This is a genomic window from Microbispora sp. CA-102843 (genome assembly GCF_050936215.1).
Classification (GTDB): domain Bacteria; phylum Actinomycetota; class Actinomycetes; order Streptosporangiales; family Streptosporangiaceae; genus Microbispora.
Genome location: NZ_JBNJNF010000001.1, coordinates 4652537 through 4675196 on the forward strand (window position 1 = coordinate 4652537; position 22660 = coordinate 4675196).

General features: G+C 70.6%; 22 protein-coding genes and 1 pseudogene. 11 read left to right on the top strand and 12 right to left on the bottom strand.

The window, feature by feature from the left end:
• The first annotated feature begins 5 nt into the window (after nucleotides 1-5).
• Both ACQEVJ_RS21490 and ACQEVJ_RS21495 read left to right on the top strand, forming a co-directional pair.
• A complete protein-coding gene (locus ACQEVJ_RS21490; protein WP_433103670.1) occupies nucleotides 6-686 on the top strand; it encodes a response regulator in 681 nt (226 codons plus the stop codon).
• Between the two features lie 113 nt (nucleotides 687-799).
• Nucleotides 800-3022, top strand: coding sequence for an NACHT domain-containing protein (locus ACQEVJ_RS21495; RefSeq protein ID WP_433103672.1), 2223 nt, complete (start codon nucleotides 800-802; stop codon nucleotides 3020-3022).
• On the opposite strand, the gene ACQEVJ_RS21500 is transcribed toward ACQEVJ_RS21495, so the two are convergent.
• Nucleotides 2995-3492, bottom strand: coding sequence for an NUDIX domain-containing protein (locus ACQEVJ_RS21500; protein ID WP_433103674.1), 498 nt, complete (start codon nucleotides 3490-3492; stop codon nucleotides 2995-2997). The two genes, ACQEVJ_RS21495 and ACQEVJ_RS21500, sit on opposite strands and share 28 nt — an antisense overlap.
• 192 nt (nucleotides 3493-3684) lie before the next feature.
• Nucleotides 3685-4134 carry a TetR/AcrR family transcriptional regulator C-terminal domain-containing protein gene (locus ACQEVJ_RS21505; RefSeq protein WP_433112878.1) on the bottom strand — a complete coding sequence of 150 codons (450 nt, stop codon included), beginning with the start codon at nucleotides 4132-4134 and terminating at the stop codon, nucleotides 3685-3687.
• Between ACQEVJ_RS21505 and ACQEVJ_RS21510 the strand changes: the two genes are divergently transcribed.
• A complete protein-coding gene (locus ACQEVJ_RS21510; RefSeq protein ID WP_433113355.1) occupies nucleotides 4090-5034 on the top strand; it encodes a hypothetical protein in 945 nt (314 codons plus the stop codon). The genes ACQEVJ_RS21505 and ACQEVJ_RS21510 overlap by 45 nt on opposite strands.
• Nucleotides 5003-5595 (top strand): annotated as a pseudogene (locus ACQEVJ_RS21515) (cytochrome P450); the annotation flags it as partial. The gene ACQEVJ_RS21510 and the pseudogene ACQEVJ_RS21515, both read left to right, overlap by 32 nt.
• A 59-nt stretch (nucleotides 5596-5654) precedes the next feature.
• Here the strand turns inward: ACQEVJ_RS21515 and ACQEVJ_RS21520 are convergent.
• A complete protein-coding gene (locus ACQEVJ_RS21520) occupies nucleotides 5655-6536 on the bottom strand; it encodes a helix-turn-helix transcriptional regulator (RefSeq protein WP_433112881.1) in 882 nt (293 codons plus the stop codon).
• Nucleotides 6537-7039: 503 nt separating this feature from the next.
• Nucleotides 7040-7969 carry an RNA polymerase sigma-70 factor gene (locus ACQEVJ_RS21525; protein ID WP_433103676.1) on the bottom strand — a complete coding sequence of 310 codons (930 nt, stop codon included), beginning with the start codon at nucleotides 7967-7969 and terminating at the stop codon, nucleotides 7040-7042.
• A gap of 196 nt (nucleotides 7970-8165) precedes the next feature.
• Between ACQEVJ_RS21525 and ACQEVJ_RS21530 the strand changes: the two genes are divergently transcribed.
• Nucleotides 8166-8909, top strand: a complete 744-nt coding sequence (locus tag ACQEVJ_RS21530; RefSeq protein ID WP_433103678.1) for an SDR family NAD(P)-dependent oxidoreductase — start codon at nucleotides 8166-8168, stop codon at nucleotides 8907-8909.
• A 125-nt stretch (nucleotides 8910-9034) separates the two neighbouring features.
• Here ACQEVJ_RS21530 and helR read toward each other — a convergent pair whose 3' ends face one another.
• From helR to ACQEVJ_RS21555, 5 genes are all read right to left on the bottom strand, one after another.
• Nucleotides 9035-11182 (bottom strand): RNA polymerase recycling motor ATPase HelR, encoded by a 2148-nt coding sequence (gene helR / locus ACQEVJ_RS21535; RefSeq protein ID WP_433103680.1) that lies wholly within the window; start codon nucleotides 11180-11182, stop codon nucleotides 9035-9037.
• Between the two features lie 474 nt (nucleotides 11183-11656).
• A complete protein-coding gene (locus ACQEVJ_RS21540) occupies nucleotides 11657-12460 on the bottom strand; it encodes an ABC transporter permease (protein ID WP_433103682.1) in 804 nt (267 codons plus the stop codon).
• The gene (locus ACQEVJ_RS21545) at nucleotides 12457-13431 is read right to left on the bottom strand and encodes an ATP-binding cassette domain-containing protein (protein ID WP_433103684.1); all 975 of its coding nucleotides are present in this window, start codon (nucleotides 13429-13431) and stop codon (nucleotides 12457-12459) included. The genes ACQEVJ_RS21540 and ACQEVJ_RS21545 overlap by 4 nt, the downstream gene beginning before the upstream one ends.
• A 28-nt stretch (nucleotides 13432-13459) precedes the next feature.
• On the bottom strand, nucleotides 13460-14305 hold the full coding sequence (locus ACQEVJ_RS21550) for a DUF4097 family beta strand repeat-containing protein (RefSeq protein WP_433103686.1): 846 nt from the start codon (nucleotides 14303-14305) through the stop codon (nucleotides 13460-13462).
• 87 nt (nucleotides 14306-14392) lie between these two features.
• Nucleotides 14393-14926, bottom strand: a complete 534-nt coding sequence (locus ACQEVJ_RS21555; protein ID WP_433103688.1) for a toxin-antitoxin system HicB family antitoxin — start codon at nucleotides 14924-14926, stop codon at nucleotides 14393-14395.
• A gap of 175 nt (nucleotides 14927-15101) precedes the next feature.
• Between ACQEVJ_RS21555 and ACQEVJ_RS21560 the strand changes: the two genes are divergently transcribed.
• Together ACQEVJ_RS21560 and ACQEVJ_RS21565 are read left to right on the top strand one after the other, a co-directional pair.
• A complete protein-coding gene (locus tag ACQEVJ_RS21560) occupies nucleotides 15102-15698 on the top strand; it encodes a LysE family translocator (RefSeq protein ID WP_433103690.1) in 597 nt (198 codons plus the stop codon).
• Nucleotides 15695-16447 carry an alpha/beta fold hydrolase gene (locus ACQEVJ_RS21565; protein WP_433103692.1) on the top strand — a complete coding sequence of 251 codons (753 nt, stop codon included), beginning with the start codon at nucleotides 15695-15697 and terminating at the stop codon, nucleotides 16445-16447. The genes ACQEVJ_RS21560 and ACQEVJ_RS21565 overlap by 4 nt, the downstream gene beginning before the upstream one ends.
• 128 nt (nucleotides 16448-16575) lie before the next feature.
• On the opposite strand, the gene ACQEVJ_RS21570 is transcribed toward ACQEVJ_RS21565, so the two are convergent.
• From ACQEVJ_RS21570 to ACQEVJ_RS21580, 3 genes are all read right to left on the bottom strand, one after another.
• Nucleotides 16576-17340, bottom strand: coding sequence for an NAD(P)-binding domain-containing protein (locus ACQEVJ_RS21570; protein WP_433103694.1), 765 nt, complete (start codon nucleotides 17338-17340; stop codon nucleotides 16576-16578).
• A gap of 151 nt (nucleotides 17341-17491) precedes the next feature.
• On the bottom strand, nucleotides 17492-18157 hold the full coding sequence (locus ACQEVJ_RS21575; protein WP_433103696.1) for an aldo/keto reductase: 666 nt from the start codon (nucleotides 18155-18157) through the stop codon (nucleotides 17492-17494).
• A 10-nt stretch (nucleotides 18158-18167) separates the two neighbouring features.
• Nucleotides 18168-19130, bottom strand: a complete 963-nt coding sequence (locus ACQEVJ_RS21580; RefSeq protein WP_433103698.1) for an alpha/beta hydrolase — start codon at nucleotides 19128-19130, stop codon at nucleotides 18168-18170.
• 179 nt (nucleotides 19131-19309) lie between these two features.
• On the opposite strand from ACQEVJ_RS21580, the gene ACQEVJ_RS21585 reads away from it, so the two are divergent.
• The 4 genes from ACQEVJ_RS21585 (at nucleotide 19310) to sigJ (ending at nucleotide 22588) form a co-directional block, all read left to right on the top strand.
• Complete coding sequence (locus tag ACQEVJ_RS21585) at nucleotides 19310-19963, top strand: TetR/AcrR family transcriptional regulator (protein ID WP_433103701.1); 654 nt, start codon at nucleotides 19310-19312, stop codon at nucleotides 19961-19963.
• A gap of 259 nt (nucleotides 19964-20222) precedes the next feature.
• On the top strand, nucleotides 20223-20456 hold the full coding sequence (locus ACQEVJ_RS21590) for a hypothetical protein (RefSeq protein ID WP_433103703.1): 234 nt from the start codon (nucleotides 20223-20225) through the stop codon (nucleotides 20454-20456).
• 54 nt (nucleotides 20457-20510) lie between these two features.
• Complete coding sequence (locus tag ACQEVJ_RS21595) at nucleotides 20511-21701, top strand: NAD(P)/FAD-dependent oxidoreductase (RefSeq protein WP_433103705.1); 1191 nt, start codon at nucleotides 20511-20513, stop codon at nucleotides 21699-21701.
• The gene (gene sigJ / locus ACQEVJ_RS21600; protein ID WP_433103707.1) at nucleotides 21698-22588 is read left to right on the top strand and encodes an RNA polymerase sigma factor SigJ; all 891 of its coding nucleotides are present in this window, start codon (nucleotides 21698-21700) and stop codon (nucleotides 22586-22588) included. Before ACQEVJ_RS21595 ends, sigJ begins: the two co-directional genes overlap by 4 nt.
• Nucleotides 22589-22660 lie beyond the last annotated feature (72 nt).

Below are 22660 nucleotides of genomic sequence, written 5' to 3' on the forward strand. Positions count from 1 at the left end.
CGGCAATGCTGCGCGTACTCGTCGCCGACGACCAGGACCTGTTCCGCGGTGGCTTCGCGATGATCCTCAACGCCCATGACGACATCACCGTGGTCGGCGAGGCGGCCGACGGCGCCGAGGCCGTCACGAAGTCGGTCGAACTGGAGCCGGACGTGGTGCTCATGGACATCCGGATGCCCGGCGTGGACGGCGTCGAGGCCACCGCACAGGTGTGCCGCAGGACCGACGCGAAGGTGCTGGTCCTGACCATGTACGACGTCGACGAGTACGTCTACGACGCCCTACGCGCCGGGGCCAGCGGCTTCCTGCTCAAGGACGTACGGCGGGACGACCTCGTACGCGCCGTCCGCCTGGTCGCCAAGGGGGAGTCACTGCTGGCCCCTGCGATCACCCGGCGCCTGATCGCCGAATTCGTCGGGCGTGGACGTGCCCGGCCCCGGCTGCGGCAGCGAGTAGGTGAGCTGACCGACCGGGAGATGGATACGCTGCGGCTGCTCGCACGCGGCCGGTCCAACGCCGAGATCGCCGCGGATCTGGTGGTCACCGAGCACACGGTCAAAAGTCACGTGAGCAACCTGCTGACGAAACTGGACCTGCGCGACCGCGCCCAGGCCGTCGTCTTCGCATATGAATCCGGCCTGGTTGTCGCCGGCGACCAGGAAATGTTCTGCACCGATCGGCGATGATGACTCGGTGCCGTGGTCGTCGGCGCTGCGATCGGTCGTCGATGAACGGCCCCAGGAAAGATCGGGCATATCGCGTTCTCGCCAGATAGATCGGGCGCTGTCACCATGTGGGAATGAGAGGCTGGGCCGGCTGGCGCCGCGTCGTGCTACCCGTCGCAGGCGTGGCCGCGGTCGCCGGGATCGGCTATGGGCTGACCAGGCTCTCCGAGTCGGACGCGGCGGTCAACTGGGCACAGCTCGCGAGCGTGGCCCTCGGCGTCTTCGCGCTCGTTCCTCCCCTGGTCGGCACCTGGCGGCGGCGGCAGTCGGGCGGCACGAGCACGGTCGAGCAGATCGACCGAGCCGAGCGGGTGCTGCGGGTGCTCGTGCACGAGCAGTGGCGGGAGGAGATCGTGGTTCGCGAGCTCGACGAGCCGGTCCGGCTGCCGGTTCGCTGGAAGATCTCCGGTCTCGACGTGATGGACCAGGTTGAGCGCGTCGACGGTCTGCGGCTGCTGCGCTCGTGGTTCGGCTTCGGGCGGGTGCGGTTCGACGGGCGCACCGACCGGATGCCGGAGATGGCCGACCGGTTCCGTAAGCTCGGCCGGCGTCGGCTGGTGATCCTGGGCGAGGCCGGCATGGGCAAGACGACGCTGGCCGTGCTCCTGCTCAGGGAACTGCTGAAGGAGCCCCAGCCCGGCGACCCCGTCCCCGTGCTGCTGCCGATGTCCGGGTGGGATCCCGCGGCCGAGCCCGTCCACCGGTGGCTGGGCAGGCGGTTACGGGAGAACTACCCGGCGCTGCGCGCCCCCGAGTTCGGTCCGGACGCGGCTCGCGGCCTGGTCGCCTACCGGCGAATTCTCCCGGTCCTGGACGGACTGGACGAGCTGCCCGACGCGATACGGCCGAAGGTGATCAACGCGCTGAACGCCGCCTCGGCCGTCGAGTCGCTCATCCTCACCTGCCGCACTGCCGAGTACCTGACGGCCGTCAACCTCCACGGCGGCGCCGTGCTCGCCGGCGGGGCCGCCATCGAGCCCAGGCCGGTCAAGAGCCCGGACGTGATCTCCTATCTTCGCGACCGGCTCGCTCCCGAGCAATGGGCCGACTGGGCCGGCCTGCTGTCCGCGTTGAAGGCCGACCCGGACGGTCCGCTGTCCGAGGCGCTTTCCACGCCGCTCGTCGTGTGGCTGCTGTACAAGGTGTACGTCGAGACCCGCGCGAACCCCGCCCCGCTGTGCGACGCCGAGCGCTTCCCGACGGCGGCCGCCGTCACCGACCATCTCCTCGACAACCTCGTGCAGGCGAGCTTCGCGGCCGCCCCGCCCGACGACGACCCCACCGAACGGCACGAGCACGACCACCCGTTCCGTCCGCAGCGGTCGTGGGATCCGGCCGAGGCGCGCCGGTGGCTGTCGTTCGTCGCCCATCAGATGTCGGCGATCGGCACCAGGGACTTCTGTTGGTGGTACCTCCACCGGGCGATCTCACGGCGCTGGAGCACCCTCGTCGGCGGCGTGACCATCGGACTGACCGTCGGCGTCACGGTGGGGCTGACCAGCGACGCCGTGGTGGCGCTGCGCAGCCCGCACGGAGGCAGCCTCCGGGACGCGCTCCTGTTCGGTCTCGCCGGGGGACCGGTGGGCGGGCTCGTCGGTGGCCTCACGGGCGGGCTCATCCTGGAGCGACTGAAGGGCTACACGCTGGAGCCGGCGTACGCCAATCTGCGCTGGCGCGGCGACGTCCGCCGGCTCGCCGTGCAGCTCGCGCTCGGGCTGGTCACGGTGCTCCCGGTCGGCATGATCGCGGCTTTCGCGCTGTGGCGGGTCGCGGGGATCTCCTCGCAGGTCGACGGCCTGATCCTCTACGCGCTCGTCATCGGCGCCATCGGCGGTGTCACCCTCGGGCTCAACAAGTGGGTGACGACCCCCCTCACGAACGACCGGCCGCAGGGCCCGCTGATCACGCTGCGGCGGGACCTCCAGCTCGTGTACGGGCGTTCCCTCACCTTCGGGCTGGCGCTGGGTCTCGCGTTCGGCTTCGCCGGGACGCTGGTGAACGGGTTCTCCGGGCTGCTCCGCGGCGCCGAGGCCGGGATCGCCTTCGGGCTCGCGGGCGGTGTCGTGTTCACGCTCACGTTCGGGTTCACGGGAGCCAGCTCGATCTACCTCGTCGCCGTCGCCATGCTCCGCGCCCGCGGACGACGGATCCCGCTACGGCTGATGAGCCTTCTGGAGGACGCCCATCGCGTCGGGCTGCTCCGCCAGGTGGGGCCCGTGTACCGGTTCCGGCACGAGAAGCTGCAGGACCGTCTCGCCCACCTCCACGCTCACGACCAGCGGCCGGAGCCGAAGTAGCGGGCCACGACCTGCGTGTGCAGCGGGAACGCCAGCTCCCGCGGGCCGTCGATCACCAGCCACTCGCTGGTCTCCGCGGTGCGCGCGACCGGCGGGAGGGCGTCCGCGGTCGTACGCGGCCCGAGGCCGAAGATCAGCACGGTGCCGTCGGGCGCGCTGACCGCGTCGAACAGCCGCACGCCGGCCGCGTCGACGACGACGCCCGTCTCCTCGTGGAGCTCCCGTGCGGCGGCCTGCTGCCAGGACTCGCCGATGTCGATGAAGCCGCCGGGGAGGGCGAGCAGACCGCGGTGCGGCTCGACGTCCCGGCGGACCACGAGAAGGCCGTCGTCCACCGGAAGCACCATGACCGCGACCGGAAGGGGGTTGAGATAGCTGGTGTTGCCGCACTCCTGGCAGGTCCTCGGCCAGGGCAGGCCGGGCGCGTAGGCCGCTCCGCAGAAGGAGCAGTGGGAGTTCCTGATCGCCACGATCGCGAGGGTAGCAACGCCCGATCGCGGACGGTGCGCGATCACGGCGGGCCGATCGCCGGCCTGGGGCGCGACGAACCGTTTGACGACGTCGGGGGGCGAGTTCGACCTGCGCTTGTACCAGAACCAGGGCGGGTTCGCGCTGTGGAACGTCGCGAAACGGCGGTTGGGGTTCTGCCGGACGCGTCGGTGCTACGTGGCGTCCTTCGGTTGCGACTCCATGGTGACCGCGATTCCGTGGAGGAGCCGGTCGAGCCCGAGGAGGAAGTAGCGCTCGCGATCCTGGGGACTGGTGGGTTGCGGAGGGCCGATGCCGGCCAGGTTCGGGAATTCGCCGGTGGCGATGAGGGCCGCCTGGTAGTGGCCGAGCGCCTCCTGCCACTGTGCGGCGGAGCGGCCCGGGATGCGTGACGATCCTGCTTCGTCCATGGCGTACGTCGCCTGACCTACGACGTATGTCTCCACGGCGGTGATGACGGCGAGCTTCGTGGTCAGGTCGAGGCGTGCGCCGGAGAGGGCGGCCAGGGTCTGCTCCCGGTGGCGGGTGCCGTTGGGGCCGAGCAGCACGTTGTGGCCGATCAGCTCGACCCACCAGGAGTGGCGGAGCAGGACCTCCCGGAGCCGGACGGCGATCGCGCGCAACGCCTCCTGCCAGTCCGCCGGCAGCTCGGCGACGATCTCCAGGGAGCGAGCACGCTCGGCGCGGGCCTGCGATTGCTGCCGCTGGTCGGCGGGCTGACCGCGGGTGCCCTGTCCGCCGGCGTCGTCGTCAGAGCGCTCGGGGCCAAGGCCACCGTCGTCGTCGGGTTCGTCCTGCTCGGCGCCGGCAGTCTCATCGGCATGGCCACCTCGGCCGATTCGACGACCACCTTCGTGTCGGTCTGGATGGCCGTCCTGTGCGCCGGCTCCGGCCTGGCGTTCACCGCCGCCACAACCGCGTCCGTCTCGCGGCTCACCGAGGAGCGCAGCGGAATCGGCGCCGCCGTGGTCCAGGCGTTCCAGAAGACCGCGGGTCCGCTCGGCACCGCCGTCATGGGCAGCGTTCTCGCCGCCGCCTACACCTCCCGCCTCGACCTGTCCGGCCTCACACCGGCGTCCGCGGCGGCCGCCGGCCGGAGCGTCTCCGGCGGTATCGACGTCGCTGACCAGATCAGGTCGGCCTCGTTCGCCCATGCCGTACGGGGCGCGTTCGTGCACGGCATGAACGCCTCCCTGCTGGTCTCGGCCGCCATCGCGGCCGCCGGTCTCGTTCTGGCCTTGGCGTTCCTTCCAGGCGCCCCGGCGCTCACACGAACTCAAACCGGACGATCTCGGGATGCGGAATCCACCCATCGATCCGGTACGGACCGAATGAGACCAACCACGAGCAACCCGCCGAACCCCTACCAACACCACAGGAGACGCGATGAGCGACCAGAACGTCGACCCCCGGCCGGCCCTGCCCACCCGGCGCGATCCGGGCTGCCCGTTCGCCCCGCCTCCCGCGTTGGAGCGCTGCCGCGACTCCGCGCTGCGCGACCTGGTCACGCGCAAACGCGCTAACCCGGAGGAAGACCTGCTCAGCGTCTTGATCACCGACAGCCGCCTGACCGACGAAGAACTGGCCAACATCGGCCTGGTGCTGCTGGTGGCCGGACACGAGACCACCGCGAACATGCTCGCCCTCGGCACCTTCGCCCTCCTGAGCCATCCCAGGCAGCTCGACGCGTTCCGGGCCGACGCCTCGCTGACCGACACCGCGGTCGAGGAATTGATGCGCTACCTGACCTCATCCATTTGGCCGCGCCCGGCCGTGCCGCCCTGGAGGACGTCGAGCTGGGCGGCCAGCTCATCCGCAAGGGCGAGACCGTGGTCCTGGGGCTTCCCGCGATCAACCGTGACCCCGCGCGGTTCGCCGATCCCGGCACTCTGCGGCTCGACCGCGCCGATGCCCGGCACCACTTGGGCTTCGGCCACGGCGTGCATCAGTGCCTGGGCCAGCAACTCGCGCGAATCGAGATGCGCATCGCCTTCCGCGCGCTGTTCGACCGCTTCCCCACCCTGCGCCTGGCGGTCCCCCCGCAGGAGATCCCGCTGCGGGACAGCGCGATGGTCTACGGCGTATGGCGGGCAGAACCCACCAGCGGCGTTTTACCGTTCCACCATGTCGGTGGCGGGGGCGATCAGGTCTGGTCCGGGGCTGTCTGCTGCTCCTCGGCGAGGTCCTGGGTGGCCGCCCAACTGGCGAGCATCTTCAGCCCGTCGGCGGTGGGAGTGCCGGGGGCGGCGGTGTAGACGTTGAGGATCAGGCCGGGCTCAGACGGCAGCTCCATCGACTCGAAGTCCAGATCGAGCCGGCCGACGACCGGATGGCGCAGCCGCTTCCGGCCGTTGCGGTGGAACTGCACGTCGTGGGAGGCCCAGCGCTGCCGGAACACCTCGCTCTGCGTCGAGAGTTCACCGACCAGTTCGATCAGCCACCGGTCGTGCGGGTCGCGGCCCGCCTCCAGTCTGAGCATGGCGGCGGCGTCGTTGGCGATCCGGTCCCAGTCGACGAAGAATTCCCGCGCGGCCGGGTCGAGGTAGACGAAACGGGTGGTGTTCGCCGGGCGACGAGGATCGGCCAGGACCGGGGCGTACAGGGCGCGCGCCAGGCGGTTCATCGCGACGATGTCGTGGCGGCCGTTGCGCACCCAGGCCGGCGCGTCCGTGATCGCGTCGAGCACCTGCTGAACCGCGGGACGCACACTGGTCGGCGTCGTACGGCCACGACGAGCGCCGGGCCCGGCCGTCCGGGCCAGGGAGAACAGATGCTCACGCTCGGCCTCATCCAGCTGCAGCGCGCGCGCCAGAGCATCCAGCACGCTGTCCGAGGCGCCGGACAGGTTTCCCCGCTCCATCCGGACGTAGTAGTCGACGGAGACGCCGGCGAGCATCGCGACCTCCTCCCGCCGCAGCCCCTGAACGCGCCGGTTGCCACCGTAGACGGGCAGGCCCGCCTGCTCGGGCGTGATGCGCGCCCGCCGCGAGCTGAGAAACTCACGGACCTCGGCACGGTGGTCGATCTGGCCCATGAAGCCAGGGTATGCAAGGCGGCGTAAGCGAAGGAGGTAACACCAGTACCCCGGACAGGGGTTCCCCGCCCGGACGTCGCCCCGACCGCAGCCAAAGATCCGCCAGCCAGGGCCGTTCAGCAGCTCAAGCGGGAGCCGGGCAAGGGACTGTTCGTAGGAGGCGTGAAGCTCCCACTGGCGTTGACGGAGCTGGGATTGATCGATGAGTACGAGTTCGTGGTGCATCCCAGGCTCGCGCGGCCACGGGCCGACGTTGTTCGCGGGGCTGTCGAAGCATGTCGACTTGAAGCTCGTGAGCCGGCTGGAGTTCGGCTCGGGGGCAGTGGCGATGCGGTACGAGCCGAGAAGGTAGCCATCGGGCTTGCCAGCCCGAGCCGGCCGCACCATGAAGCCCCGGTTCACGGCTCTTGCGCGCCCCACCGCAGCGGTTCCCTCCGCGGCGGCCCGCAACAACACCTTGGCTTGGCGCACCTCCCGAGCCGGGACGCGCACTACTAGCGGCTCAGTGCGGTCTCTCGTTCTACACGCGACAGCTTGTCGGGATTGCGTACGAAGTAGACCCCGGAGACGAGGCCGTCCTCGATTCGCATGGCCACGACGCCGTCGATCTCCCCGTCGAGCCGCAAGATGAGACCCGGGTGGCCGTTGACCTGTACCGGCTCGACCGACGCCTCGGCGCCGAACCTGTTCAGGCCGACGGCCAGCAGGCGAGCCACCTTGCCGGCCCCCACGACGGGCTGTGCCAGGGCCTTCTTGACTCCGCCGCCGTCGCTCAGGAGGACGACGTCGGGTGCGAGGATGTCGAGCAGGCTCTGCAGGTCGCCGGTTTCGACTGCCCGTTGAAAGGCCCCGAGTGCGGCTCGGGTCTCGGCCGGGGAGACGGCGTCGCGCGGCCGGCGGGCGGCGACGTGTGAGCGTGCGCGATGGGCGATCTGGCGGACCGCGGACTGGCTCTTGCCGACGGCCTCGGCGATCTCGTCGTAGTCGAGGTCGAACACCTCGCGCAGCACGAACACGGCCCGCTCGGTCGGCGCAAGCGTCTCCAGCACCAGCAGCATCGCCATCGAGACGCTGTCGGCCAGCTCGACGTCCTCGGCCACGTCCGGCGCGGTCAGCAACGGCTCGGGCAGCCACGATCCGACGTAGGACTCTTTGCGGCGGCCGAGCGTACGCAGCCGTTGCAGCGCCTGCCGGGTGACGATCCGCACCAGGTAGGCACGCTGCTCCCGCACGGTATCCAGGTCGACGCCTGTCCACCGCAGCCAGGTCTCCTGCAGGACGTCCTCGGCGTCGGCGGCCGAGCCGAGCATCTCGTAGGCGACGGTGAACAGCAGGTCGCGATGGGCGACGAACAGCTCCGTGGCGCGGTCCAGCCGGCCGCCGCCGGCGAGCGCCTCGGCTGCGTCCATCTGTCTCTTGCTCATCGCCGGCTCCTGCCTGATCGCTCTCGACTGTGCCACACGCACAAGATGCCGGTCCCCACCGCTTTGTGACTCCCGGGATCGGTGGCGTACGTCACACAGCCGCGCTGTCACAGGGCTCGGGTCGCCGGCATCTTGTGTTCGTCAGGACGCCGCGCGGATCGTCCGCGTGGCACGCGACTCCACGGAGTGAGGACGAATGACGAACTCGGAGCAGACCTCGGTGCTGATCACAGGAGGCAACAAGGGACTTGGTTTCGAGGCGGCCCGACGGCTCGGGGAAGAGGGCTGGACGATCTTTCTCGGCTCGCGTGACGAAGGCCGAGGACGGGCGGCCGCCGACAAGCTGGCCGCTGGTGGCGTCCACGTGGTCATGGTTCCGCTGGACGTGACCTCGGACGAGTCGGTGGCCGGCGCCGTACGGCTCGTCCGGGAGCACACCGACCGCCTGGATGTGCTGATCAACAACGCCGGCGCGCCGGGAAAGGTCGTCGCGCCCGCGGACGCGACGGTGGACGAGATCCATTCCGTCTACGACACCAACGTGTACGGACCGATCAGGGTCACGCACGCGTTTCTTCCCCTGCTGCAGGCGGCGGACCACCCGCGAGTGGTGATGGTGTCCAGCGCCGGCGGCTCCTTCGCGGTCGTGACCGATCCGGAGCAGGCGGTCTCGAGGATGCACGAGCTCGCCTACAGCTCGTCGAAGGCGGCGCTGAACATGATCACCGTCCGGTACGCCCAGGCGCTCCCGAAGATCAAGTTCAACGCCGTCACTCCCGGAGAGGTCGCCAATCACAAGTTCACCGCCACCGACATGAACAACCACACCGGCCAGCTGACGGTCACCGAGGGCACCGACCCGATCGTCGGACTCGCGATGATCGACGCCGACGGGCCGACGGGAATCTTCATCGACCGCCTCGGTTCCGTCGACTGGTGACCGCCGGCCACCTGGGTGACCTCGCGATCCCCTCCGGTGGGGGAAAGCAGGGGGGCCGGCTCGCGCGCTCCGAGCCGGCGCCCCCGTCCCGAGCCGGACGAGGCCGTCGCCCCCCCCGGCCGGCGTCAGGAGCTCGTGAGGATGACGAGCCGCTGGGTCGCCCGGGTCATGGCGACATAGCGGTCGACCGCTCCTTCGATGCCCTCGCCGAACCTCTCCGGGTCGATGAGGACGACCAGGTCGAACTCGAGTCCCTTCGACAGCTCCGGGGTCAGCGACCGTACGCGGGAGGTCTCCTCGAACGAGGCATCGCCGATGACGCAGGCGGTCCCTTCGGCGTGCTCGGCGAGCCAGGTGTCGAGAACCGCGCTCAGATCCGAAACGGATCCGTGTACGACGGGGACGCCGCCGCTGCGGATGGAGGTCGGCACGTTGGCGTCCGGGAGCACGGCCCGGATGACCGGCTCGGCCTCCGCCATGACCTCTTCCGGCGTCCGGTAGTTGATGCTGAGGGAGGCCAGGGTGATCCGGTCGAGCCCGATCCGCTCGAGCCGTTCCCGCCACGACTCGGTGAACCCGTGCCTGGCCTGGGCACGGTCCCCGACGATGGTGAAGCTCCGGGACGGGCATCGGACCAGCAGCATCTGCCACTCCGCGTCGGTGAGCTCCTGAGCCTCGTCCACGACGATATGCGCGAAAGGACCGGCGAGCAGGTCCGGGTCGAGGGTGGGCAGCTCGGACTCGTCGACCAGGTTTCGCTGGAGGTCCTCTCGGCGCAGCTGCGTCACCAGGCCTTCGCCGTCGTCATCGGCCTCGATCAGGTTCTCGACGACCTGGGCCATCTGCTCGCGCTGGGCGGCGAGAGCGGCCTGCCGACGGCGCTTGAGTCGCGACGCCTCGGGGTCGCCGAGTCGCTGCCGTGCCGCGTCCAGGAGCGGCAGGTCGGACACCGTCCAGGCTTGGGCGTCCGCGCGCTGCAGCTTCCGAATCTCCTCCGGGCCGAGCCAGGGCGCGCACATCCGCAAATAGGCGGGCACCGACCACAGGTCTCCGACGAGGTCGGTCGGTTCGATCAGCGGCCACGCGCGGTTGAACGTCGTGAGCAGCTCCCTGTCGCGCAGCAGCGACTTGCGGAGCAGCTCAGCCGGCGCGTCGCCGTCGTGCTTGTCCACCAGGATGGTGAGCAGCTCCTCCCAGATCTGGTCGCGCGCCTCGTTGTGCGGAGTGCCCGGGTCCGGTGCTTCGAACGCCTCGGCCCAGTCGTCGGGGCTCAGCCAGAGGTCCGACCAGGGGGTCGTGACCGTCATCCCCTTGGTGGGCGGGTTCTCGTAGAACCTGACGGCCGGCTCGATCGCCTTCACCAGGTCCGCGGACGACTTCAGGCGGGCCACGTCCGGGTCGGTCTCGACCGCCGCCGCGGCTCCCTCGGCGACGAGGTCCCGCAGGGTGCAGGTCTGCACGCCCTCCTCTCCGAGGCTGGGCAGGACGTCGGCGACGTAGGCCAGGTAGGGCTGGTGCGGACCGACGAACAGCACGCCGCCCCGACGGTGACCGAGGCGAGGGTCGGCGTAGAGAAGGTAGGCGGAGCGGTGCAGGGCGACGACGGTCTTTCCCGTGCCCGGACCGCCGTCGACGACGAGAGCGCCCTGGGATCCCGCGCGGATGACGGCGTCCTGGTCGGCCTGGATGGTGCCGAGCACGTCGCGCATACGCGGCGACCGACTGCTGCCCAGGCTGGCGATGAAGGCGGACTGGTCGTCGAGCGCGGCGTGCCCTTCGAACCCGTCCGGGGTGAACACCTCGTCCCAGTAGTCGCTGATCCGGCCCCGGGTCCAGCGATACCTGCGGCGGCTGGTCAGCCCCATCGGGTTGGCGTGGGTGGCTCCGAAGAACGGCTCAGCCGCGGGGGAGCGCCAGTCGAGCAGCAGCCGGCGACCCGCGCTGTCGGTGAGGCCGAGCCGTCCGATGTACACGGGCTCGGGGTTGTCCTCGCCGACCATGTGTCCGAGGCACAGGTCCAGACCGAAGCGACGCAGCGTGCGCAGGCGAGCGGTCAGCCGGTGGACCTCCAGGTCCCGGTCCATCGCCTGCCGGCCTTTGCCGCCGGGCGCCCTGAGTTCGGCGTCGAGGCGGTCGGACAGGTCGGCGATCGACTGCTCGAGGCTGTCGGCGATGGCCGCGAAGTGCTTTTCGTCGCCGGCGACCAGCCTCGGATCGGCCTTGTGGGCGAGGCGGTCGGGAAGTTCGAACGCGCTGGTAGGCAGCGGGTTCACGTTATCAGCTCCGATCTGGGTCGCTTGCGACCGTTACGCGCACCAAGGCGCCCGAACCACCGTGACGGACCTGGTGGCCATGACGGCAACGCCGTCGGACGTGGACACCTGTGGCCGCTGTCGGTTCGGGTCGCCGGGGTTCGCAGGTTCTCGTGTTCTCGGGTCCTGGCGCGGCGATCCCGCGTGGTTCAGGCGGGCACCGGCGGCCTTTCCCCGCCGACCACGTCGAGCAGCGGCCCCGCCACCGGTTCGACGTCCTCGCGCGACCCATACGTCGACGACAACACACGCACGTCGCGTCCCCCGTTTTCCGCAGATGCTGCTTCCGGCCGACGATTGTGCGGCACGACCCGGGTCTTGCCGCAAGCCCCCCTGTCCGCTATACGTTGAAAGTGGAAAGGAGCGGATACTCCCCTTTCCCTTCGTCGTCCGCCGGGACGGACAACCCCTCTCGCGTTTGCGTTGCGTCGATGATCAGGCGCTTACCGCCTTCTTGTAGAGGCGGGTCGCCAGCGGGATGAACACGATCAGGATGACGATGATCCAGAGCAGTGATGCCGGGATGGCGTGCTGGATGGGCCAGGCGTCCGAGGTCCTCATCGCGGTGCTGGTGTTGCCGAAGAGTTCGCGTGCGGCCTGGGTGAAGGTGGAGATGGGGTTCCACTCGGCGACGACGCGGAGCGGCGTGGGCAGTTTGGAGCTGTCGAGGAAGGCGTTGGAGACGAACATCAGCGGGAGCGAGACCATGTTGGCGATGTTGTTGAAGCTTTCCGGGGTGCGCAGGGCCAGCGCGACGGTCGCGGTGACCCAGGAGAACGCGTAGGCGAACAGCAGCAGCAGCCCGAAGCCGAGGACGGCCTCGTAGGGCGAGGTGTGCACCCGCCAGCCGACGATCAGTCCCATCACCGCCATGACGACCAGGCTGGCGAGGTTCATCAGCAGGTCGCTGACGGTCTGGCCGGTGAGCACCGCCGACGGGGCCATGGGCAGCGAGCGGAACCGGTCGAAGATGCCCTTCTGCAGGTCCAGGGTCAGCGTGTAGCCGGTGATCTGCGCGCTCACGATCACGGCCTGGACGAAGATGCCGGGGAGCAGGAACTCCCGGTACGACATCCCCGGAACGTCGATGACGCTGCCGAAGACGTAGGCGAACAGCAGCACCAGCACGATCGGGAGCATGATGGCGCTGCCGAGCAGGTCCGGCGACCGCCTGATCTTCAGGGCGTTGCGCTTGGCGATGGTCCAGCCGTCGGCGACGGGCATGATGAGCGCGTTCATCGGGTGGCCTCCCGGGCCTGCGGGTCGGTGCCGGACGCGTGGTGCCCGGTCAGGGTGAGGTAGACGTCGTCGAGCGTGGGCCGCCGCAGGCCGGCGTCTCGCACCCGGACTCCGGTGTCGGCGAGCCGGCCGAGGATCTGACGGAGCGACTCGGGGCCGTCGGTGACCGGGACGGTGACCTGGAGCGATTCCGGCACGGTCCGCATGGCGCCGACGGCGAACCGGGCGAGGGCCTGCCGGGCGGTCTCCAGCTCGGCGGCGTCGGTCACGGTCAATTCGACGCGGTTGCCGCCGATCCGGTCTTTGAGCTCGTCGGCGGTGCCGCGGGCGATGGCGCGGCCGTGGTCGACCACCATGATCTGGTCGGCGAGGTGGTCGGCCTCCTCCATGTACTGGGTGGTGAGCAGCAGCGTGCTGCCGGCCGCGACGCGTTCTGAGATGGTGTCCCACAGCGCGGCGCGGGCGCGGGGGTCCAGGCCTGTGGTGGGTTCGTCCAGGAACAGCACCGGCGGGTCGGCGACCAGGGCGCCCGCGAGGTCGATGCGGCGGCGCATGCCGCCGGAGTAGCTCTTCACCGGACGGTCCGCGGCGTCGGTGAGGTCGAAGCGTTCGAGCAGTTCGCGGGCGCGGGCCTTGCTGCGCCTGGCGCCCAGGTGGTACAGCCGCCCGACCATCTCCAGGTTCTCGGCGCCGGTGAGGTGCTCGTCGACGGCGGCGTACTGGCCGGACAGTCCGATGGACGAGCGCAGCCGCCGGGCGTCAGCGACGACGTCGCATCCGGCGACGGTGGCGCGGCCGCCGTCGGGGCGCAGCAGCGTGGTCAGGATCCGCACCGTCGTGGTCTTGCCGGCGCCGTTCGGGCCGAGCAGGGCGAGCACCGTCCCTTGCTGGACGGAGAAGCTCAGGCCGTCGAGAGCGGTCACCTCGCCGTATCTCTTGACCAGTCCTTCGGCTGTGATCGCGTCGCCCATGAGGGGTCTCCTTGCTGGTGTTCGGGGGTCAGGACCGGTGGATGTCGATGTCGCCGTAGTTGGTGTGCACGTGCACCTCGACGACCGCGTCGGAGTTCTCGGGGCCTTCGGCGGCGTCCAGAACGTTGCGCACCACGCCGTTCTTGGAGTGCAGGTCCAGCCAGGCGGCCGTGCCCTCGGCGATGCCGACGCCGACCTTGCCGTAGCCGTTCTCCAGGTGGACGGTGCCGCTCACCGCCGCGTCGATCCGGATCCGGCCGTGTGCGTTCTTGGCGGTGAGGTCGCCCAGCACGCGGTCGATGGTGATGTCGCCGTTGGCGGTCTTCAGTTGCAGTTCGCCGGTCGCTTCGCCGATGGTGATGGCGCCGGTGGAGGTTTTCAGCGTGCCAGGTCCGTCGATGGCTCCGATCCGGATCGCCCCGGTGGAGGTGGTCGCCTCGGCGGGCCCGGTCACCCGGTCGACGGAGATGTCGCCGTTGGACGCCTTGGCCTCCAGGGGACCGGTCTCCTCCAAGCGCACGTCGCCGTACGAGCTGTGCAGGACGGTCTGGCCGAGCGGGCCGGTGGCGATGAAGTCCGCGGCGCCTTCGGCCTCGACACGGGATCCGGCCGGCAGTTCGACGGTCACCTCGATGGAGCCGCGCCAGGGCAGCACGTACGCCAGGGCCTTGGGCTTGGGGCCCTTGACCCGCAGCCGTCCGCCGGAGAACTCGACGGTCGTCCGCTCGGCGGCCTGCACGCTCGCCTCGGTGGACGGATGGGTGGGGCGCACCTCCACGACGGTGTCGGCGCGGTCGCTCGCGTGGATCCGGACCTGGCCGATGTGAATCCGGATGTCGGCGATGATCGGTTCGGGGGTGTCGAAAGCGGGCATGGCGGAGCCCTCCTCACGGGTCCGGTGGAACATCCCGGCCTCGGGGCCGGGCGATGAGTGGTGACGGGCGATGGAGGCCGGGCGGCGCTAGCGCACCCAGCCGGTGTAGCTGCGCCCGCTCTGGGGCTGCTGCGGCCGGTCGGCGGGACGGCTCCCGGCGCCGGGCTCGAACGCGGCGGAGACGGCGCGGACCAGCCAGGCGTTGACCGAGATCCCCTGCCGGCCGGCCGCCTCCTCCACGCGCAGCTTGAGGTGCTCAGGCAGCCGCAGGGTCATCCGCGCGGTGGCGCCCTCCTCGCCGAACGGCGGCCCGGCAGGCGGCGTGGTCGGTGGTGCGGCCTCCGTCCCGCCGACCGCGCCCTCCGAAGACGGCACCGGCTGCGGCGGCGTCACCACGAACGCCGGGTCGCCGCCGCGCAGCCGCACGTCGACCGAACCCGGTGCGAGATCGCGGGTGATCTCGTCCGCCGCCGCCGACAGCGCCTCCAGCAGGGTGAGCCTGGCGGCCGATTCGAGGGCGCGGGTGAGGCGCTCGGCCAGCGCGCGGGCATCCGGGCCGCCCGCCTCGGCGGCGACGGCGAGTTCACGGCGGAGGTTCTCGACGTACGGCATCAGGTCCATGGCTCAACTGTGACGTCATTGCGGCGTCACGTCAAGCAAAAATGACGTCACTGCGCATCGAGTTGACGTCAACGGTCCTACGGGGGCGGGAAAGCGGTTGCGGCGTTCGGGCACGGGTCGGGACGATGAGCGCGTGATATGGCTTGCTTTCGTCGGTTCGTGTCTCGTGCTCGCGATGATCCCGGGTGTCAGCACCGCGGTGATCCTCCGGCAGACGCTCAGGGCCGGGCGCTCGTCCGGAGTGGCCGCTCTCCTCGGCAACGAAACCGGCATCTTCCTGTGGGCGATGGCCGCCGTGTTCGGTCTGTCCGCGCTGGTCCTGGCCTCGGAGGTCGCCTACGGCGCGATGAAGGCGGTGGGCGCGGCGCTCCTGATCGTGATGGGCGTCCAGTCGCTGTGGAAGGCCAGGCGCGCGCCGGCTGCCCTCGACGCGTCCACGCCGGACGGCGGGGGAGAGGCGCGGACCGCGGGCGGGTGGCGCCGTTCGTACGGCCTGGGGCTCGCCACGTGCGGCGCCAACCCCAAGGCCGCCGTGTTCGCGATGTCGTTCCTGCCGCAGTTCGTGCCGCAGGGCGCCAACGTGCCGCTGACGCTGACGTCGCTCGCGGTGATCTGGGTGGTCATGGACGTCGTCTGGTACGTCGGGGTGATCTGGCTGGTCGGCCGGGCCGGTGCCGTGCTCGGCAGGCCCGTGGTCCGCCGCCGTCTGGAACAGGTGTCGGGAACGGTCCTGGTCGCCCTCGGCGTCCGTGTCGCACTGGAGGCCCGATGATCGTCTGGCACGAGGAACGGGGCTCCGGTGAGCCCGTCGTCCTGCTGCACTCCAGCGTCGCCGACTCGGGCATGTGGGATGCCCAGTGGGAGCCGCTGGGGGAGCGGTTCCGCGTCATCCGGCTCGACTTCCGGGGGCACGGGCGCACGCCGTGCGCCGCGGAGGGGCCGTACTCGGACGCCGGCGACGTCGCGGACCTGCTCGCGGCGCTCGGGCTGCGCCGGGTCGGGCTCGTCGGATCGTCGTACGGCGGCCGGGTCGCGCTGGAGCTCGCGACCGGGCACCCCGAGCTCGTCTCGTGGCTCGTGCTGCTGAACGCGGGCTGCGGCCTGCCGCCGACCCCTGACCTCGAGGCGTTCGGGGCGGAGGAGGACCGGCTGATCGAGGCGGGCGACGTCGGGGGAGCGGTGGACCTCAACGTCCGCACGTGGCTGGGTCCCGAGGCGGACGAGCCGGCCAGGGGGCGGCTGGCGGCGATGCAGCGGCACGCGTTCGAGGTGCAGTTGGCCGCCGATCCGCAGCCCGAGCGGCGCAGGGAACCGATCGATCTGGCGGCGGTCACCGCGCCCACGCTGGTGGTCACCGGTGGCCACGACCTGCCGTACTTCCGGGAGAGCGGACGGCACATGGCGGAGGCGCTGCCGGACGCGACACTGCTCGACCTCGACTGGGCGGGCCACCTGCCGAGCCTGGAGCGCCCCGCCGAGATCACCCGTCTGCTGACCGGGTTCGGCCTTCGGGAAGCCTGAGTGCGGGAATCGGCGCCAATGGTGTCCTGGACGGCCTGCGCAGCGCCGATCCCGGTGCCCCTTCCGGCGCACCACCCGCCCTTGCCCCCTTGACCGGAACGCAGCCGCTGAGAGCCTCTTCTCCGGGGTTACTTCAGATCGGCGAGGAGGCCATTCAGGGCCTTCTTGAGGGCTTCGGAGCTGGCCGGATCGAACCAGGTGGTGCGGATACGTTCGTTGCTGCCGCCCGGGGTCTCGTGGTCGGCGGCGAGCTGCCGCAGGGAGCGCGTCTCGTCGCCCAGGGTGCGGCCGACACCCTGGAAGAGGCTGCGGACGTAGCGGTCGGCGTCCTCGGGGGCGATGCCGTGGCCGACGGCCCACGAGATGAGCGTGGCGAGATACGCGTAGTGGGTGGTCAGCGTCCCCGTCAGCGCGGAGTACACATCGAAGACCGCCTCGTCCGCGACGGCGAGCACTCCGCCCGTCCGCTCGAACAGGGAGTTCACCTCCGGGTGCGAGGGGCACACCACCGTGACGGAGCGGCGTTCGCGTATAGCGGGAAGGGGGATGGCCCGGACCAGCGGGGCGCCGCCGGCGAGAGTTCGGCGCAGCTCGTCGTTGCCGACTCCGGCCATCACGTTGACCACGATCTTGTCGTCGCCCACCGTCAGCCCGGCGAGGGCTTCACGCCGGTCTTGGCGGCGTACGGCGATGATCACCAGCTCGGAGCGGTCCACCACCTCCTGGTTGTCGGCGCACACCTGGACGTTCTCGTAGCGTTCGGACAGCTCGGCGGCGGTGCGGGCCCCCCGCGGTGAGAGGAAGACCTCTGGTGACGTATCGCCCTCGTGGCGCAGGCCCTCCACGATGGCACGGCCGATCTCGCCCACTCCGATGATGCCGATGCGCTTCACGGTGTCTGCCTCTCTGGTCGTGACCTGGTTCGGTCCGGATTGATGGCGTTGTGTCTGTCTCAAGTGGAGTCTGGGCCGCGGGCACCGGGGTGCCCGCCCCGAACCCTGAGTCATGCCGCGAGGGCGCCTCGGACGCTCGACGCCCTGAGGCTCACTGGTCGATCATGCGGATGCCGTGGTCGCCGTATCGGGCTCCTTGGGCGCCGGCGGCGGGGACGGCGGCGTCGATGTGGCCGAGGTCGGTCGCGGTCAGGTGCACGTCGAGTGCGGCCAGGTTGTCGCGCAAGTGGGGACGGCGGGAGCTGCCGGGGATGGGGATGACGTCGCTGCCGCGGGTGAGGAGCCAGGCGAGGGCGATCTGGGCGGGAGTGGCGTTCTTGGCGGCGGCGAGCGCGGTGATGGCGTCGACGATGGTGAGGTTGGCCGTGAGGTTGTCGCCGTTGTAGCGGGGGGCGGTGGCGCGAAAGTCGCCGCTTTCGTAGCGCGTGGTGGCGCGGACGGCTCCGGTGAGCAGGCCGCGGCCGAGGGGGCTGTAGGCGACCAGGGCCGCGCCGAGGCTGCGGACCGTGGGCAGGATGTCACCTTCGACATGGCGTTCCCACAGCGAGTACTCGCTCTGGACGGCGGTGATTTCGTTGGCACCGTCGTCATAGAAGTCGCCGGTGTCGAACATGGTGACGCCGGCGTCGAGGGCTTCCAGAAGGGTGGCCGCGGCCTCGTGCGGGTCGGCGGGGCCATAGCTGCCGGTCATGCTCATGCAGCCGAGGCCGAGCCGGGAGACCGCTGGGCCGTCGGCTCCAAGGGTCGTGGGATGCATCGTTCCTCCGTCACTCTGCCAGGGCCGCGCGGAGGAATTCGAGGATCTCCGCCCGGGCGGCCTCGGCCTGCGGCTCCACGCCCGGCATGGAGAGGAACGCGTGCCTCGCTCCGGGATATTCGGTCAGCCGCGCGGATGTCCCGGCCGCGCGCAGTCGCTCGGCGTAACGGCGGCCGTGATCGGCCGCCGCATCCAGGGTCGGCACCACCACGAGCGCCGGAGCCAGTCCGCCCAGGTTCTCGGCGTACAGCGGCGAGAGCGCGCGGGCGTCGGTTCCCGGCGGAACCGCGAGCCGCTGGAACAGCCGCAGCAGCGGCACCGCCCGGGTCGGGCCGTACCCGTACTCGGCGATCGAGGCGTAATCGAACATCGTCTCGGTCACATCGACGGCGGGGTTGACCAGCACCTGCGCCTTGAGCGGCAGGCCGGCCTCCCTGGCCCGTATGGCAGCCAGCGCGCTGATCAGCCCACCGCAGCTCTCACCGAACACGGCAGTGCGCGCGGGGTCGATGCCCCACCGCGCGGCGTGCCGCACCACGTGCCGGAGCACGTCCCAGCCGTCGTCGGCGGCCGCCGACAGCGGGGTCGCCGCATCGAGGAGGCGGTGCTCGACCGAGACGACGACGGCGGGCAGCCGGGCGGCGAGGTGGCTGTTGGTCCAGTCGCACTGCACCGCCGTGCCCACGAAGCTGCCTCCGTGCACGTGGAGCACGAGCGGTAGCTCGGCCGGGACGGCCTCCCCGGCGCGGTTCCCGGCGGCCGGCCGGTACACCCGGACCGGGAGGTCGCGGTCGGGCAGCGCCACCTCCTGCCAGTCGATCGCGGCGCCCGGATCCGGGTCCCCGGTGATCGCCCGCGCCGCGCCGGAGGCCCGGAAGCGGTTCTCCGCGTCGCGGTAGGCGATCAGTTCCTCGGCCGTTATCGCCGACCAGTCGGGCTCCGCAGGCCGCATCGTGGCGGTGGGCTCGCTCATGTCTCCTTCTCCTCTCCCAGGCAGGCTGCCGGGAGCGTCGTGGTGGTTGTGCGTGTCGGGCATCGCACAGGTCGTGCGGTCTCCCGAAAGCATGCGTCCTCATTATGCACGCACTGCGTGCAACAGCAAGTGCATAGGTTAGGCTGGACCACGACGAGGAGCGGCGCGAGAGGGGCGAGATGGCAGGCCGAAGGCGTTGGTCGACCGAGGAGATCCTGGACACGGCGGCGGAGTTGCTGCGCGCGGGCGACGCCGAGTCGTTCAGTGTCCGCAAGCTCGCCGCAGCGCTCGGGACCGACTCCTCCAGCCTCTACCGGCACTTCCGCAACAAGGTCGAACTGCTGCGCGCAGTCGCCGACCGTGTCCTCATGGCCGCCATGGACGGCTACCGCCCCGAGGGCGACTGGAAGCAGCGCATCACCACCCTGGCCCTGCGCCTGGGGGAGGCCTTCGGCGAGCAACCCCAACTCGCCGCCATCTGGGGACGCTACGCGTCAGGCGGCACCGGCTCCCGCCTGGTGATGGAGGAACTGCTCCAGGCGCTGCGCGCATCGGGCCTGCCCGACGAGGAGATCCCGGCGCGCTACCACCGGATCGTGATCCTCATCGCGGCGCTGATCTCCTCCGAGGCCGGGATCGGCGCCCTCACCCCCAAGGAGCACGAACAGGGGATGGAGCAGTTCCGCGTCGCGGTCCTGGGCGCCGACCCCGAACTCTTCCCCGCCCTGGCCCACTTCGCCCGCGACATCCGCCCCCTCGGGGCCGACCGCCGCGCCGCGTTCGAGGAGATCCTCGCCGCCCAACTCGCCCACATCGAGGCCCGGATCCCCTGACGTACTCTCACGGCCGGCCGACTGCGTGACGGCCCTGCTCTCCCGAAGCTCCGGCGAAGTGACCCAGATCGTGAAGTACACCACCGTGCTTCTGCCTTCGCGAGGTCGCCGGCCATCAGTGGCACCAGGAGGATGTGGAGGTTCAGCGGGGACGGCGGCACTGGACGGGGTCGGGCGCGCCGGTCGGCCAGGAACACCGGCCCGGAGGTGCGGCCAGCCAGCAGGCGGGGCAGGACCCGGGCGGTGGGGGAGTGGCCCAGTGAACGTACTCGATGGCGCCGCCCTTGGAGACGACGCGGGCGCGGCGGAACTCCAGGTTGAGGCCCTCGATGTTGAGGGTGAGGATTTCTTCGGCGCGGGCGGCGGTGTCGTACAGAAGCCTCCAGTGGACTCTTTCGCGCAGGGCATGCGCGGGGTCGGTGAAGAGCGTCTCCAGCCGGGTGCGCGGGATGGCGCGGTCGCCGCGGCGGGCGGGCTTGCGGCGCTGCAGTGACGCCTGTCACGCCGCGTGATGTCACGTCTCAGCGATCAGCGGTGTCCTGAGTGCATGACTGAGCACAACAAGCTCCACAAGGTCGTGGTCATCGGTGGCGGTTACGCCGGAACGCTCGCGGCCAATCGTCTGCGGATGTGCGACGACGTTGACATCACTGTGGTCAATCCGCGCCCGGAGTTCGTCGAACGCATCCGGCTGCATCAGTTCGTGGCCCGTACCGGCGACGCCACGATCGACTACGGCACGCTGCTCGGCGAGGGCATCCACCTGGTCGTCGACAGCGCCACACGCATCGACACCGCCGCCCGCGCCGTGCGGCTGGCGTCGGGCCGTACCTTGGACTACGACTACGTCATCTACGCGGTCGGCAGCACGGCAGCGACACCGTCATCAGTGCCCGGCGCGGCCGAATTCGCGTTCGATATCGCTGAATTGGAGTCCGCGCAGCGGCTGCGCGCCAGGCTGGAGGAGTTGCCCCTCGATGCTCCTATCACCGTGGTCGGCGGCGGGTTGACCGGCATCGAGACGGCCGCCGAGCTGGCCGAGCAAGGGCGCAGGGTCACGCTGGTGTGCGGCCGCACCCTGGCGCCGACGTTCAGCGCACCTGGTCGCCGATACATCGCCAAATGGCTGTCCCGGCACGGTGTCGCCGTACTCGAGGCCGTCGCGGTGAGCGAGGTGCGGCCGGACGCGGTCGTCCTGGCCGATGGTGGGGTGCGTACGAGCGCGCTGACCATCTGGACGGCCGGCTTCGGTGTGCCGGAGCTGGCGGCGGCGAGCGGGCTGCGCACCGACGCTCTCGGCCGGCTGCTCACCGGCGAGACGCTGACCAGCGTCGAGGACGACCGCATCGTCGCGGCCGGCGACGCCGCCGCGCCGTCGGGTCAGCCGCTGCGGATGAGCGGCTACGCCGCCGGGCCGCTCGGGGCGCAGGCCGCCGACACCGTGCTGAGCCGCATTTCAGGGACCGAACCGGCGGTGATCGACCTGGCCTTCACGGGGGCGTGCGTCAGCCTCGGCCGGCGCGCCGGCATCCGCCAGCTTGCCCGTAAGGACGACACCGCGGTGAACGTCTACATCGGCGGCCGCATGGGCGCGGCGATCAAGGAGGTAACCTGCAAGTTCGTGGTGGCGAAGCGGATTCGCCTCGAGGCTCGCAAGCCGGGTTCCATGGGCTGGCCCAAGGGCGGCCCGCGTCCCGGGCAGCCGGCCTCCACCGCGCGGGTGGTCACCTCTCCGTGAGCACCGACGAGCATGCCGAGCGGTTCACCCTGTTGCGGCCGCTGCTGTTCACGATCGTCTACGAGATACTCGGCTCGGTGACCGAAGCCGACGACGTGCTGCAGAACAGCTATCTGCGGTGGGCCGAAGTGGACCTCGCGACGGTGCGGGACACCAAGTCCTATCTGGCACAGCTGGTGACCCGACAGGCGCTCAACGCCGTGCGGACGAGCGCTCGCCGTCGCGAGGACTACATCGGCTCGTGGCTGCCCGAGCCGCTGCTGCTCGACGAGAACGACGCGTCGGCCGATGTGCTGCTCGCCGAGTCGGTATCGATGGCGATGCTCGTGCTGCTCGAAACGCTCACCCCCGATGAGCGTGCGGTGTTCGTGCTGCGCGAGGTGTTCGGCTTCGAGTACCACGACATCGCCACAGCGGTAGGCAAATCCGTGGCGACGGTGCGCCAGGTGGCGCACCGCGCCCGCGAGCACGTACGGGCGCGGCGTAAGCGCTTCGAGCCCGCCGACGCCGCCACGACCGCGCGGATCACCGAGCGGTTCATGACCGCGGCGGCCACCGGTGATCTGGAAGGGCTGCTCTCGCTGCTCGCGCCGGACGTCACCTGGACCGCCGACAGCGGCGGCAAGACCACCGCAGCGCGCCGGCCGGTGGTGGGCGCGGAGAAGGTGGCCGCGGTCCTCATGAACCTGTTCCGCCTGGAGCGGCTGGCGGACCTGCGGATCGAGAGGGTCAACTGCAACAACACGCCCGCGATGGTCTTCAGCGGCGAGCGCCTGGAAGGCGTCTTCCTGATCGAGATCGCCGATGGGAAGATCACCAACTTCTACGCCATCCGCAACCCGGACAAACTTCTCGCGGTGGCGGCTCCGCGTCAGATCAGCCGATAGGAGCAGGAGGCAAGCAGGTCGCAATGCGCATGTCCGTCACAAGCGGGCGGCGACCCACGTCGATTGCCGCTG

Coding starts and splice junctions, on each gene's coding strand:
- ACQEVJ_RS21565 (WP_433103692.1), top strand. CDS start 15,695: ATGATCGTCTGGCACGAGGAACGGGGCTCCGGTGAGCCCGTCGTCCTG.
- ACQEVJ_RS21545 (WP_433103684.1), bottom strand. CDS start 13,431: ATGGGCGACGCGATCACAGCCGAAGGACTGGTCAAGAGATACGGCGAG.
- ACQEVJ_RS21550 (WP_433103686.1), bottom strand. CDS start 14,305: ATGCCCGCTTTCGACACCCCCGAACCGATCATCGCCGACATCCGGATT.
- ACQEVJ_RS21585 (WP_433103701.1), top strand. CDS start 19,310: ATGGCAGGCCGAAGGCGTTGGTCGACCGAGGAGATCCTGGACACGGCG.
- ACQEVJ_RS21495 (WP_433103672.1), top strand. CDS start 800: ATGAGAGGCTGGGCCGGCTGGCGCCGCGTCGTGCTACCCGTCGCAGGC.
- ACQEVJ_RS21595 (WP_433103705.1), top strand. CDS start 20,511: ATGACTGAGCACAACAAGCTCCACAAGGTCGTGGTCATCGGTGGCGGT.
- ACQEVJ_RS21525 (WP_433103676.1), bottom strand. CDS start 7,969: ATGAGCAAGAGACAGATGGACGCAGCCGAGGCGCTCGCCGGCGGCGGC.
- ACQEVJ_RS21490 (WP_433103670.1), top strand. CDS start 6: ATGCTGCGCGTACTCGTCGCCGACGACCAGGACCTGTTCCGCGGTGGC.
- ACQEVJ_RS21530 (WP_433103678.1), top strand. CDS start 8,166: ATGACGAACTCGGAGCAGACCTCGGTGCTGATCACAGGAGGCAACAAG.
- ACQEVJ_RS21575 (WP_433103696.1), bottom strand. CDS start 18,157: ATGCATCCCACGACCCTTGGAGCCGACGGCCCAGCGGTCTCCCGGCTC.
- ACQEVJ_RS21540 (WP_433103682.1), bottom strand. CDS start 12,460: ATGAACGCGCTCATCATGCCCGTCGCCGACGGCTGGACCATCGCCAAG.
- ACQEVJ_RS21555 (WP_433103688.1), bottom strand. CDS start 14,926: ATGGACCTGATGCCGTACGTCGAGAACCTCCGCCGTGAACTCGCCGTC.
- ACQEVJ_RS21560 (WP_433103690.1), top strand. CDS start 15,102: ATGATCCCGGGTGTCAGCACCGCGGTGATCCTCCGGCAGACGCTCAGG.
- ACQEVJ_RS21580 (WP_433103698.1), bottom strand. CDS start 19,130: ATGAGCGAGCCCACCGCCACGATGCGGCCTGCGGAGCCCGACTGGTCG.